Source organism: Methylobacterium sp. CM6257 (assembly GCF_054611515.1).
Window position 1 is genome coordinate 4,068,250 of record NZ_CM137735.1, and the last position, 12,309, is coordinate 4,080,558.

The following is a 12,309-nucleotide window of genomic DNA, read 5'->3' on the forward strand; positions in this document are numbered from 1 at the left end:
GCATTGAGCCCTGGTGGCCGAAGGATCTCGGCGTGCCATCGACCAGCGGGGCGCAGAACGGGATGAAATACGCCTTCTACCCCGGCAAGCACCGGCTCCTCATGCCCGCGACGATGAGGTCTCGACCTACTACGACAGCGGCGATCACCGTATCAGTGGCGTCGCGCGGGCCGACCCGGGCTCGCAGACGCTGACCTTCTCCAGCCAGACGGGTGCCGTGGACCTCGCCTCCCTCAGGAAGGTCGGCTGAGCGCGGCGTGGACAGGCCGGAGCGCGCCCCTTAAGCCCGGACCGGTCATGCGAGCCACCGAGCCCAACCCGTCGAAGACATGCGCGCGCTGATCGATCTCGTGCGCGCCATGCGGGCGCCCGACCGGCACCGCCTCGCCCTGATCGCCTTCGGCCTCGCGGTGGCGGCGCTGCTGGAGGTGGTCGGCGTCGCCTCGGTGATCCCGTTCCTGACGCTGGTCGGCGATCCGTCCGCCGCGAACCGCATCCCCTATCTGGCCCAGGCTCGGACCTTCCTCGGCCTGACTGACGAGCGCAGCTTCCTGCTGGTCACCGGCGGTGCGGCCCTCGCGGCGATCCTCACCACGGCGGTGGTCAATGCCGGGCTGACCTACGCGCAGCTCCGGTTCACGCATCTCGCGGGCTACGGCCTCAGCCGTCGACTGCTGTTCCGCTACCTCGACCGCGAGCGGCTGTTCTTCGCACAGGCCAACAGCGCCGAACTCGCCAAGAACGTGCTCTCCGAGACCGACCGGCTGGTGATCGGCGCACTGACCCCGGCTACCGTGCTGGCCTCGCGGGCGAGCTCGGCGCTCGCGGTGATCACCTTCCTGGTCGCCTACGCGCCGCAGCTCGCGCTGATCCTCGGCGGCGGCTTCGGGGGGCTCTATGTCGGCATCTACCTGGTGATGCGGGCCCGGCTCGCCCGGCTCGGCAGCCGCACCGTGGCCGACAACGAGGCCCGCTTCCGGATCGTGCAGGAGACCTTCGGGGCGCTCACCGAGCTGAAGCTCTACGGGCGCGCGGAGGCCTTCGCGGCGCGGTTCGACGCCCCGGCGCGCGCCTACGCGATCGCCACCGCGGCGAGCCAGCTCACCGGCCAGATGCCGCGCTTCGTCATCGAGGCGCTGGCCTTCGGCGGAGTGATCGTGGTGGTGCTGTTCGCCCTGGCGCAGGGGCTCGACGTCGCCGGGATCCTGCCGCTGCTCGGCCTGTTCGCCTTCGCGGGCTACCGCATGCTGCCGGCCTTCCAGAACATCTTCACCTCGGTGGCGCTGATGCGCTTCACCCTGCCGGCGGTGCAGGTGATCCTCGACGAGCTTGCCGACGAGCGGGAGCCCCTCCCCCGCACCGCGGGGCGCCTGCCCTTCAAACGGGAGATCCGTCTCGAAGGGGTCGGCTTCGATTACGGCACCGGCCGGCCGGCCCTCGCCGGCATCGACCTGACGATCCCGGTCAACACCACGGTCGGGCTTGCTGGCCGGACCGGCTCGGGCAAGTCGACCCTCGCCGGCCTGATCCTCGGGGTGCTGGGCCCCAGCGCCGGCCGCATCACCGTGGACGGGCAGCCTCTCGATCCCGCCGCCCTGCCGGCGTGGCAGAACCGCATCGGCTACGTGCCGCAGGAGGTGTTCCTGGTGGACGGCACGGTGGCGGAGAACATCGCGCTCGGTCTCGACGTGCCGGATCCCGCCGCGGTGGAGCGGGCGGCGCGGCTCGCCGGCGCCCACGATTTTGTCGCCGCCCTGCCGCACGGCTACGCGGAGCGGGTCGGCGAGCGCGGGGCGCGGCTCTCGGGCGGCCAGCGCCAGCGCATCGGCATCGCCCGGGCGCTCTACCACGACCCCGACGTGATCGTGTTCGACGAGGCGACGTCGGCCCTCGACGACGAGACGCAGGGAGCGGTGATGCGGGCTTTGCGGGCCCTGTCGGGCCGGCGGACGCTGATCCTGATCGCCCACCGCCTATCGACCCTGGAGGGGGCCGACGCGGTCCATGTTCTGGAGGCCGGCCGGCTCGTCGCCTCCGGGCCGCCCGAGAAAGTCCTGCCGGGGCTCGGCACGGCGGCGTGACGAGGCCCTTGCGTCCGCGTCTGCCTCCGTTACCTCGGCTCTCCGAGGGTTGACCGGGAGACCACAGTGAGCATGCGCATCGAGCTGACCGCACCGGACGGCACCACGGCCGTGCTTGCTACGCACGGGGCCGAACCGGTCTCCTGGCGGGTCGGCGGGACCGAGTACCTCTGGAGCGGTGACCCGGCGTACTGGAACCGCCACGCCCCGTGGCTCTTCCCGGTGGTCGGCGCCTCGCAGGGCGGCCAGATCCGCGTCGGAGGCGCGAGCTACCCGATGGGCCAGCACGGCTTCGCCCGCGACCTGCCCTTCCAGGTGGTCGCGCAGAGCGCCGACGCGGTGACGCTGCGCCTGACCGACGGGCCGGAGACCCGGGCGCACTACCCCTTCGCCTTCCGGCTCGACGTCGCCGCGCGGGTGCGGCCGGCCGGCCTCGACTTCGACGTGACCGTCACCAATCCCGGCGACGGGCCCCTGCCCTACGCGCTCGGGTTCCACCCGGCCTTCCCGTGGCCCTTCGCGGGCGGGACGCGCGCCAAGGACGGCGGCTACGCGGTGGAATTCGAGCACGCCGAGCGCCCTTTCGCCCCGCGGGTCGGTCCCGGCGGCCTGCTGCTGCGCGACGAGCAGCCGATCCCGATGGCGGGCGACACGCTGCCCCTCGACCCGGCGATCTTCACCGAGGCCTTCGTGTTCCGGAACGCGCGCAGCCACCGGATGCGCTTCACCGGGCCCGGCAAGGCGATCCGCATGGAGATGGCCGATTTCCCCCATCTGGCGGTCTGGACCAAGCCGACCGCGCCCTTCCTGTCGCTGGAATGCTGGACCGGCTACGCCGACTGGGCGGACTTCTCCGGCGACCTGGCCGAGCGCGACTCGCAGCGCCGGCTCGCGCCGGGGGGCGCGGTGCGCCACGGCGTCCGCCTGAAGCTCGAAGGCTAGAGCGTGCGCGTCTGGGTGGCGCGGCCGGAACCGGGGGCGACGCGGACCGGCGCGGCGCTGGCGGCGCGCGGCCACGCGCCGCTCGTGGCCCCGGTCCTCGTGGTGCGGCCTACCGGTGCCCGCCCGCCCGAGGGGCCGTTCGATGCGCTGCTCCTGACCAGCGCCAACGCCGTGCCGACCCTTCGACAGGCCGCTTCCCTGCGGAACCTGCCGGTTTTCGCGGTCGGTGCCCGGACGGCCGCGCTGGCCGCGGAGGCCGGGCTCGGGCCGGTGCGGGAGGGGCCAGGTGACGCCGCCGGGCTCTCCGTCCTGGTCGCCGAGGCGCTCGCGCCGGGCGCGTGCCTGCTCCACGCGACCGGGGCCGAGCGCAAGGGCGAGCCCGCCGCGACGCTCGCGGCCGCCGGTTTCCGACTCACAACCTTCGTGGCCTATACGGCGGAGGCGCTGGGCAACCTGCCGGATGCCGTCGATACCGCGCTCGCCGAGGGAGCCCTCGACGCCGTCCTGCACTATTCCCGGCGCAGCGCCGCCGTCGCGCTCGCGCTCGTGGATGGAGCGGGTCACGGCGGAGCTTTCCGCGCCCTGAGGCATTACTGCCTGTCGGCGGACGTCGCGGCCCCCCTGGAAGCGGACGGCATCCCGGTCCATTTCGTCGCGGCACGCCCGCGGGAAACGGAGCTGCTCGAAGCCCTGGCGGACGCAGGCATGCGGTGACAGGTGCGACGAGCCGCCGTATCTCGCCCTCGCGCCGGGGGCCACCGCGGTGCTAGGGGGTCGCGGCGACGCCGAAGAGTTGGAGGACTTGCCCGTGACGCAACCACCCAGCGACGCCGACAAGCCCGGACCTGGCGGCCGGAAGCCGGACGCCGCGGCCTCGAAGCCCGGTCAGCCCGGGTCGGGGCCGAAATCCGCCTCTTCGTCGGCTCCCCTTGCCGGCGGCGCAAAGCCGACCGCGCCAACCCCGGGTTCCGGTGCCGGCACGCCGCCCAAGCCCGCGACCGATCCTGTCGTGGCCGCCAAGCCCGGCGCCCCCGAGGCGAAGCCGGAGACCGGCAAGCCTGGTACCGGCGCGGGTGCCGCGGACGGCGCGAAGCCGGATGCCCCTCAGGGTGAGCCGGGCAAGGTCGAGCCGGGCAAGCCCAGCGGCCCCACGGCCGCCGCACAGGAGGCCGCCAAGGCGAGTTCGACCGGCGCGAAGTCCGAGCCTCCGAAGCCGGAGGCCGCGAAGGCCGAGCCGCCGAAGGCTGGCCAGCCAGGCTCCGGTCCGCAGGCCGGCGCCCGCCCGGCCGGTGCCGCGCCGGGCGCTGCGGGCGCGGCGGCCGCCGGTGCCGTGACGGCCGGGCCGATCATCGACCTGAAGGCCAAGCGCATCCCCGATCCGCCGACGCCTGGCCGGGAGCCGCCCAAGGACGGCATGAAGGATGGCGCGAAGGAGCCGCCGAAAGGGGGGGCGGGTGCGGCCTCGGCCGACGTGCCGCCCCCTGCGGCCCCGCCGCCCGCCCGCGCGCGCGCCGGGTTCGGCTCGATCGCGGCCGCCGGCCTGCTCGGCGGCGTGATCGGGGCGGGCCTGCTGTTCGGCGCCGAGAAGGCCGGCATCGGTCCCGACCCGCGCCTCAACGCCCTCGATCAGAGGCTGTCGGGCCAGCTCGCGTCCCTGGACAAACGTATCGATGGGCTCGCCCCCCGCGATGCCCTCGCCGGCCTCGAAAAGCGCGTGGCCTCCGCCGAGTCGGCCGCCAAGCAGGCGCTGGACAAGGGCGCCAACGCCCCGGCGTCGGCTGCGGGCACGACCGACGGGCAAGGCTCCGGGCAGGCGCCTGCCGTGCCGGCGGATCTCGTCGCCCGCCTCGACAGCCTCGACCAGCGCGTGGCCGCACTTCAAGAGGAGCCCGGCCGCGACCAGCCCGCCGATTCGAAGCTCGGCGTCGTCCAGGACAACGCCAAGCAGATCGCCGATCTGGAGAACCGGCTGAAGGCGCTGGAGGATGGCGGGGCGAACAAGGGGGCGGCGGAAGACGCATCCAAGCAGATCGCCGCACTCCAGGGCGAGGTGGAGCAGCGGACCAAGGCCAATGCCGAGGCCGATGCGGCTCTGGGCCAGCGTCTCGATTCGCTGCAACAGGCACTCGAGGCGCGGGTGAAGGCTGCCACGGAGGCGGTCCAGGCGGCGACCCAGGCGAGCCGTACCGCCGCCGAGGCCGGGCAGGCTCAGGCCGCGGAGGCCGCGAAGGCGGTCGATCGCCGGCTGCAGGAGCAGGCGGAGCAGATCGCCGCCCTGGACAAGAGCGTAGCGCAGCGCGCCGAGGCCGGCACCGTCCACGCGGCCCTGCGGGTCGTGGTGGTCGACCGTGTGGCCGCCGCGCTGGAAGCCGGCATGCCCTATGCCGAGCCGCTGGCGAGCCTGCGCAAGCTCGATCCGGGCACGGATTCGCAGGCCGCGTCCCTCGCGCCCTTCGCCGAGACGGGGGCTCCCACGGCGGGCCAGCTCGCCGACGAGTTCCGTCCCATCGCCGAGAAGATCGCAGCCAAGCGGCAGGCGCAGCGGGCCAAGAACGCCGCCGAGACGGGCGATTTTCGCTCCAAGCTCCTCAGCATGGCCGACGGCCTCGTGCAGGTGCGCAAGGTCGACGCTCCGGCGGCCCCCGAGGCCTCCGCCGATCCGGAGGGCAAGGTCCAGGCGGCGCTCGACCGGGGCGACCTGCCGTCGGCCTCCGCGGCCTTCGCCGCGCTGCCTGCCGAGGCGCGGGATCAGGCGGGCGATTTCGGTGCCAAGCTCAAGGCCCGGGCCGACGCCGAGGAGGCTGTGCGGACGCTGCTGGCGAGCGCCTTCAAGGCTCTGCCCACCGGCGCCGCGCCGTCCTCGACGGCGCCCGCCGCCTCCGGCCGCTAGACGGTGACGGCATCGATCCGCGCGCTGCGCGGCCGCAACCTCTCCGGGCGGACGCGCAGGCGCTCCGCTCCTCCCGCACCCAGGGGCGGCCGCCGGACGGCCGTCGACAGGAGACTTTGACCCCATGTGGCGCGCCCTCGCCTTCCTGGCCCTGCTCGCACTCGCCGCCTACGGGGCGGTCTGGATCGCCGACAGGCCCGGCACCGTCACCATCGTGTGGAACGGCTACCAGATCGGCACCAGCCTCGCGGTCGCCCTCGTCGGCGTGATCGTCGCGGCCATCGGGCTCGGCCTGCTCTGGGCGGTCGTGCGCGGCGTGATCGGCCTGCCCGAAGCCCTGGTCCGCGGCTCCGCCGAGCGGCGCCGGGCCAAAGGTCTCTCCGCCCTTTCCCGGGGCATGGTGGCGGTGGGCTCGGGCGATCCCCTTGCGGCCCGCCGCTTCGCTGGGGACGCCGAGCGGCTGCTCGGCACCGAGCCCCTGACGCTGCTGCTCAAGGCGCAGGCGGCGCAGATCTCCGGCGACCGGGACGCGGCCGAGAGCGCCTTCCAGCGCATGGTCGACGATCCGGAAACGCGGGTGCTGGGCCTGCGCGGCCTGTTCGTCGAGGCCCGCCGCCGGGAGGATGAGACGGCCGCCCGGGCCTACGCGGTGGAGGCTGCCCGCCTCGCCCCGAGCGTCCCTTGGGCCAACGACGCGCTCCTGGAAGCCCAGAGCGCGGACGGGGACTGGGCCGCGGCTCTGGAGACCATCGAGCGGCGCTCCTCGCTGGGTCTGATCGACAAGGCGAGCGCCCGGCGCCAGCGGGCCGTCCTGCTGACGGCGATCGCCGGTGAGCGCGAGGCCGGCGAGCCCGAACTCGCCACCGAACGGGCTCTTCGGGCGGTCAAGCTCGCCCCGGACTTGGTGCCGGCGGCCTGCATCGCCGGCCGGCTCCTCGCCCGCCGCGGCGACTTCAAGAAGGCGGCCCGGATCGTCGAGGCGGCCTGGAAGGCCAATCCCCATCCCGACCTCGCCAAGGTCTATCTCGGCCTGCGGCCCGGTGACTCGGTCCGCGATCGTCTCGCCCGCGCCGAGGTCCTGGCGAAGCTGTCCGTCTGGGATCCGGAGTCCCGGCTCGCCCTGGGGCAGGCCGCCCTCGACGCGCGGGATTACAAGCGCGCCCGGGAGGCCGTGAAGCCGCTGCTCGCCGACCGGCCGACCGCGCGCGCCTGCCTGATGATGGCGGCGATCGAGGAGGCCGAGCACGGCGCCGCCTCCGGTCAGGCCCGCGAGTGGCTCGCCCGCGCCGCTCGTGCCCCGCGCGACCGCGTCTGGATCGCCGACGGCATCGCCTCCGAGACCTGGGCGCCGGTCTCGCCGGTCACCGGGCGCCTCGACGCCTTCGCGTGGCGCGAGCCGCCGAACACCCTGGCGGCCTCCGCGCCGCCGGTCGAACCGGAGGCCGCGCCGGCCGCGCCGGCCCTTGTCCCGGCCAGCCCGACCTCGCCTGGTCCGACACAATCCGCGCCGGCAGCGCCCGTCCCGACCCTGGTACCCGCGCGGGAAAGCGGCGCGAAGCCCGCCGGGACCGATCCGGTCTCGGCCGGGATGGCCGCCGCCGCGCTGCCCGCCGCTGCCGCCGAGCGTGCCGTGCGCAGAACCGGGTGACCGGCCCGGCCGGGCGCCGGTCCGACGGCCTGCGCCCCGGGAGGGCGGCGAACTCCACAGCGCAACGCGCGGTTCATCTACCGAGAGTTGCGAGAGCGGCTGTACCGTATAGCCTGTGCGTCCGCCGCCGACCGAGGGTCCGATCATCCGTCCCGCTGTTCCCCACGCTTCGGATACGCCTCCGATCGATCCCGGTTCGGCCCGGATTCGGCGCCGCGCGGTGTGGTCGTGACCATTTTCGACGACGATGAGCCGCGGCGGCAGGTCGGCGCGCTGCCATTTCGGCATGGGCGCGACGGGAAACCCAAGATTCTCCTGGTGACGTCGCGGGAGAGCCGGCGCTGGGTGATCCCGAAGGGGTGGCCGATGAAGGGCCGCAAGCCGTTTCAGGCCGCTGCCCGCGAGGCCTACGAGGAGGCGGGCCTACGGGGTGCCGTCGGCAAGCGGCCGCTCGGCCACTACATCTATCAGAAGCGCCTGAAGAACCTCGATGCCGTCCTGTGTCAGGTGAAGGTGTTTCCGCTCAAGGTCCGCAAGCAGCTCAAGCATTTCCCGGAGGAGAATCAGCGCGAGCTGCGCTGGTTCACGCCTGCGGAGGCTGCCGAGGCGGTGTCCGAGCCGGGTCTCGCCGCCATCATCCGCGCCGCGTGCCGCACCTAAAACGCCTGGATGCGCAACACGGCGTTGCCAACGCGTCGACGATCCGTTATGGCCCCACTCGGCCGGACGGACACGCCCCCCGCGGAGCGCTCCGGTCACCTGCTGCGGTAGCTCAGTGGTAGAGCACTTCATTGGTAATGAAGAGGTCGAGAGTTCAATCCTCTCTCGCAGCACCAGCAAACTCTCCGATCTAGCGATCAGCCCGGTTGATGCTTCGGGCGCTGTGACGCAGCCTGTGGCAGACTGCGTCGCCGAGGTGGCCGCCCCGCAGAGGTCATCCGCTGAAGGGATCGTGCGGACGTGAATTCGACAGCCCTGTTCACCATGGTGGGCCTCGTCCTCGGCTGGGCCGTCCTGGCCGGCGCCGCGCTCGTGACCGGGCGGCTCGCCACGTTGGCGTTCCTGATCCTGACCCTCATCGCGCTCTACCTCTACGTGCCTTGGGTGCGGCTGCGCGCGAGCGGGATCGACGGTTCCAGCCGGCCGGTCCGGTTCTGGACGAACTTCGCCATGCTGGCCGTCAGCCTGGCCGCCGGCCTAGCCCTCGGCGTGATGCTCGCCCGGCGGACCGGGCTTCTGTAGCCGCGGCGGGCATCGCAAGATTGGCTTATGTCAAAGCGGTCCGCTGCCTGCGGGCCTAGTCGAGAATGGGCCGGATCGCTCCCGTCTCCGATGCCGATCCGGTATCTCGTCGCCCGTTCATGCAGGTTCCGACGAGATCTCACCCGAGACCCGACTTGGCCTCGCCTGCCTGCGATGGGTGGGGCACTTTTCCGAGCCGACGGCGCCGGAGGCGGCCAGCCGGACCGGCATCGGCATGTCAGGAAAGGGTCTGGAATCCGGTACTCCGGATCGGGTGCGGCTCGCGCGGCTGCGGATGACAGACCCTGATGCGCCGCCGTCCCTGCGAGCGCCGCGCTCCCACGGGTCAGATCGACCGAAGCCATCGAGCGGACTTAGCCTCAGATCGGATCGGCCCAGGTCTCCAGATAGGCCGGGTCGAACTGCGCGAGGCGTTCCAGCCGTCCACGGTCGAGGAAGGTCAACCGGCCGCTCTTCAGGTGGATCAGCTGGCTGTCGCGCAGGCATTTCAGCACGCGGTTCACGTGTACGGAGGTCAGGCCCAGGGCATCGGCGAAATCGTTCTGCGTGATCCGCATCTCGAAGCTGTCCTCTGTCGCGAGCCCGACCACTGCGAGCCGCCAGCGCAACTCGCACAGCAGGTGCGCCATCCGCTCGAGTCCGACGCGCCGGCCCAGGCTGACGATCCATTCGCGGGCGATGGCCTCGTCGCGGCGCAGGCGCCGGCTCAGAGCGGTGGCGAGATCCTGGCTGTCGAGCTCGGCGATCCGTGAGAGATGGATTTCGCCCACCGTGCAGCGGGTGAGTGTGCTGACCGCGTAATCGGCGCGGCCCAACAGGATCGCTTCGAGGTCGCACATGTCCCCGGGCACCAGGATGGAGGTGATCTGGCGCCGACCGTCCCGCAGCATGCGATAGCGGCAGGTATGGCCGGCAAGCAGCAGATGGGCGACCTCCGGCTCGGTGCCGGGCAGCAGCAGGTCGTGCTGCTTCGGGATCGAGCGCTCCCGCATCGGGAGGCCGAAGGATTTCGCGAAGCCGTCGGGGTCGTCGGGACGGGCTACCAGGAGGTCTGCCAGGTTGGTGGGATGGGCGATGAGCATCGGTGCACTCCAAACCGTTGGCGGTGCGCCAACCCTGAATCAGCCAAGCAGTATTGATCGGCACGATTTCATGTATAAAACCGATCCGTGTCTTCTGGCTAATGCTGAACCATGTATTGATTGCTGCGTACGCCACCGTACGCCCGAGAGAAGCCGGATTTCGTCGTGCGAATTCGGGATGAATTCCGGAAAAGCTTGGCTGATATCCGCGTTCGGGGGCTGGGCGGCGCGGCTCCGCTCGCGGTACCCATCTCGGCTGCGCGGCTTCGAGGAAGGGTCCGGAAGACAGATCCTCAGATTGACGGCGCGCTGCGGCAGGTTCTGCACCCGACCAAGGCGAGCCGATCCGTCATTCTAACATGCGTATGTGCGTCTTAACCTGTGTTGTGATCCGTGTTCGCCGGTTGAGGCATCGCAATGGAACGAAATTTTCGATGCTTGTAGCTTGATTCAACGTGAGAAAATCGAATTGAACGCGTCTTAATCGTTCTAAATGCGCCTGGAGATCGAACCGGGTTCCGACAGCGGGGTTGGATAAAGGCGAGGCTCAATGCTCCCACGGAGTACGGGGCTGGCGGCCGATCGCGCGGTGGGCTTGAGTGCGCCGTGCCTCTCGCGAGGGACAGACATCATGTACTATCACGACAAGCGACTCCAGTATCCAGTCCGGGTCGAGAGCCCGGATCCCCTCTACGCCCGCATGCTCCAGCAGGCGATCGGCGGCATTGAGGGCGAGATCCGGGTCTGCTTCCAGTATTTCTTCCAGGCCTGGGGCAATCGCGCTCCGACCACCAAGTACCGCGACATGCTGCTCAATACGGCCACCGAGGAGATCGGCCATATCGAGATGCTCGCGACCGCGGTGGCGATGAACCTCGAGACCGCACCCACCAAGGTGCAGGAGGCCGGGGCTGCGGACGCGATCGTCGGCGCCGTCATGGGCGGCGAGAATCCGCGCCACATCGCCGAGGGGATGCTGCACAAGACGCTGCTGTCCACCGGCATGGCGGCCTTCCCGGGCAATTCCGACGGCCTGCCCTTCGACATGAGCCACATCTACGCCAGCGGCAACATCGCGGCCGACATGTACTGCAACGTCGCCGCCGAGGCGACCGGCCGCATTCTGGCGACGCGCCTCTACAACGCCACGAACGATCCGGGCATGCGGGACATGTGGAGCTTCCTCATCGCCCGGGACACGATGCACCAGCAGCAATGGCTCGCGGTGATCGAGGAGCTCGGCGGCCACAAGGGCACGCTGCCGATCCCCAACTCCTTCCCGCAGGAGAACGAGAACCAGAAGTTCAACTACAACTTCTTCTCGACATCCGCGGACGGCTCGCCGCCTCCGGCCGGCCGCTGGACGCAGGGCCCCTCCCTCGACGGCAAGGGCGAGTTCAGCGTGGTCCAGAACCAGCCGATGGGCGAGGAGCCGGTGCTCGGCCCGGCGCGGCCCGACAGCGGAGCGGAGACCCAGCAGATCGGCTGATCCCACGGCGCTCCGGCAGGGGCTCACGACCTCGTGCCGGAGCGCCGCCCCATCCAGCGTATCCGTGCCCGGAGACGTTCCGGCCGGCACGGGACAGGTAGGTCGCAGAGTGGTGACAAGCGGCACTTTCGTCGACGGTCGTATTTGCCTCGCCCGGACTGAAGAGGACCGGGCGCCGCTGATCCGGCGGCTCGGACGGATCGAGGGGCAGGTCCGCGGCCTGAAGGCGATGGTCGAGGCGGACCGGCACTGTCTCGACGAGATCCAGCAGATCCGGGCCGTCACCGCTGCGCTGCGCGAGGTCGGGCTCCTGATAATCGGCCAGCATGTCACCGAGGGCCTGCGCTTGGCGACCGGCGAGGCGGACCGGGACGCGGTCATGGAGGACCTGTTGCGCGTGCTGCGCGCCGCCATGACGGAGGTCGGGTAGGCATGCTGCGCCTCTGCGGGGTGCCGGCCGGCCCGGGGGTTCGGCTGGCCATGGATCCGCCGGATCTCGGCTTGGGCGCGCGCCGGTCCCGCGACTCAGTGCTTCGTCGCGCTGTCGCTGGCTGCGGCTTTTTTGATCGTCTCGGAGAAGCGGGCGAGCCGGCTGCGGCTCGGCTCGTCCAAGCCGCCCGCATGGGCGAAGGTGGCCAGCGCGATGCCGACCAGGAAGCGGGCCTCCTCGACGGTCACGGCCCGGCCGCTCAGCGTGCTGGCGGCGCCGCGCACGGCGAGCACGGCCTGCTGGAAGGCAGGGTCGTCCTCAAGCTCGGTCAGTCGGGTCATGGGCGCGGTCCTGAATTCTGTTTCGGGTTGCGGCAGCCTCGCCGGGATCCGGTTTTCGCGAGGACTAGGATCTCCCCGCCGAGCTTGCAGATGCGGCGCGCCTGCGGGCAGATCTTCGAGCCTGTTCCTCGTCTCCACACCGC

12 protein-coding genes and 1 tRNA gene are annotated in these 12,309 nt (G+C 71.6%); 11 read left to right on the forward strand and 2 right to left on the reverse strand.

All coding sequences use genetic code 11. From position 1 onward, the window contains the following. Nucleotides 1-13 precede the first annotated feature (13 nt). From ACYCO6_RS19915 to ACYCO6_RS19955, 9 genes are all read left to right on the forward strand, one after another. Nucleotides 14-250, forward strand: a complete 237-nt coding sequence (locus tag ACYCO6_RS19915) for a hypothetical protein (protein ID WP_459762528.1) — start codon at nt 14-16, stop codon at nt 248-250. A gap of 79 nt (nt 251-329) precedes the next feature. Beyond that, complete coding sequence (locus tag ACYCO6_RS19920) at nt 330-2,081, forward strand: ABC transporter ATP-binding protein (RefSeq protein WP_459762530.1); 1,752 nt, start codon at nt 330-332, stop codon at nt 2,079-2,081. A gap of 66 nt (nt 2,082-2,147) precedes the next feature. Further along, nucleotides 2,148-3,023: an aldose 1-epimerase family protein gene (locus ACYCO6_RS19925; RefSeq protein ID WP_459762532.1), complete on the forward strand. Its 876-nt coding sequence runs from the start codon at nt 2,148-2,150 to the stop codon at nt 3,021-3,023. Between the two features lie 3 nt (nt 3,024-3,026). Further along, nucleotides 3,027-3,737, forward strand: a complete 711-nt coding sequence (locus ACYCO6_RS19930) for a uroporphyrinogen-III synthase (RefSeq protein WP_459762534.1) — start codon at nt 3,027-3,029, stop codon at nt 3,735-3,737. Between the two features lie 94 nt (nt 3,738-3,831). Next, on the forward strand, nt 3,832-5,913 hold the full coding sequence (locus ACYCO6_RS19935) for a translation initiation factor 2 (RefSeq protein WP_459762536.1): 2,082 nt from the start codon (nt 3,832-3,834) through the stop codon (nt 5,911-5,913). A 124-nt stretch (nt 5,914-6,037) separates the two neighbouring features. Then, the gene (locus tag ACYCO6_RS19940) at nt 6,038-7,561 is read left to right on the forward strand and encodes a heme biosynthesis HemY N-terminal domain-containing protein (protein ID WP_459762538.1); all 1,524 of its coding nucleotides are present in this window, start codon (nt 6,038-6,040) and stop codon (nt 7,559-7,561) included. A 228-nt stretch (nt 7,562-7,789) separates the two neighbouring features. Further along, nucleotides 7,790-8,221 carry an NUDIX hydrolase gene (locus ACYCO6_RS19945; RefSeq protein WP_459762540.1) on the forward strand — a complete coding sequence of 144 codons (432 nt, stop codon included), beginning with the start codon at nt 7,790-7,792 and terminating at the stop codon, nt 8,219-8,221. A 101-nt stretch (nt 8,222-8,322) separates the two neighbouring features. Further along, a tRNA-Thr gene (locus tag ACYCO6_RS19950) sits at nt 8,323-8,397 on the forward strand. A gap of 124 nt (nt 8,398-8,521) precedes the next feature. Continuing rightward, nucleotides 8,522-8,803 carry a hypothetical protein gene (locus ACYCO6_RS19955; protein ID WP_459762542.1) on the forward strand — a complete coding sequence of 94 codons (282 nt, stop codon included), beginning with the start codon at nt 8,522-8,524 and terminating at the stop codon, nt 8,801-8,803. 380 nt (nt 8,804-9,183) lie between these two features. On the opposite strand, the gene ACYCO6_RS19960 is transcribed toward ACYCO6_RS19955, so the two are convergent. Further along, nucleotides 9,184-9,906 (reverse strand): Crp/Fnr family transcriptional regulator, encoded by a 723-nt coding sequence (locus tag ACYCO6_RS19960; RefSeq protein WP_459762544.1) that lies wholly within the window; start codon nt 9,904-9,906, stop codon nt 9,184-9,186. 631 nt (nt 9,907-10,537) lie between these two features. Between ACYCO6_RS19960 and ACYCO6_RS19965 the strand changes: the two genes are divergently transcribed. Together ACYCO6_RS19965 and ACYCO6_RS19970 are read left to right on the forward strand one after the other, a co-directional pair. Beyond that, entirely contained in the window at nt 10,538-11,395 is an 858-nt protein-coding gene (locus ACYCO6_RS19965) for a manganese catalase family protein (RefSeq protein WP_459762546.1), read from the forward strand. A 112-nt stretch (nt 11,396-11,507) separates the two neighbouring features. After that, entirely contained in the window at nt 11,508-11,825 is a 318-nt protein-coding gene (locus tag ACYCO6_RS19970) for a metal-sensitive transcriptional regulator (RefSeq protein ID WP_459762548.1), read from the forward strand. A gap of 95 nt (nt 11,826-11,920) precedes the next feature. Here the strand turns inward: ACYCO6_RS19970 and ACYCO6_RS19975 are convergent, their stop codons facing one another. Continuing rightward, nucleotides 11,921-12,166, reverse strand: coding sequence for a hypothetical protein (locus ACYCO6_RS19975; RefSeq protein WP_459762550.1), 246 nt, complete (start codon nt 12,164-12,166; stop codon nt 11,921-11,923). Between the last annotated feature and the right edge of the window lie 143 nt (nt 12,167-12,309).

What these genes read in the sequence shown, in the direction of transcription:
- ACYCO6_RS19920 (WP_459762530.1), top strand. Translation starts at nt 330, where the DNA reads ATGCGCGCGCTGATCGATCTCGTGCGCGCCATGCGGGCGCCCGACCGG.
- ACYCO6_RS19940 (WP_459762538.1), top strand. Translation starts at nt 6,038, where the DNA reads ATGTGGCGCGCCCTCGCCTTCCTGGCCCTGCTCGCACTCGCCGCCTAC.
- ACYCO6_RS19960 (WP_459762544.1), bottom strand. Translation starts at nt 9,906, where the DNA reads ATGCTCATCGCCCATCCCACCAACCTGGCAGACCTCCTGGTAGCCCGT.
- ACYCO6_RS19965 (WP_459762546.1), top strand. Translation starts at nt 10,538, where the DNA reads ATGTACTATCACGACAAGCGACTCCAGTATCCAGTCCGGGTCGAGAGC.
- ACYCO6_RS19975 (WP_459762550.1), bottom strand. Translation starts at nt 12,166, where the DNA reads ATGACCCGACTGACCGAGCTTGAGGACGACCCTGCCTTCCAGCAGGCC.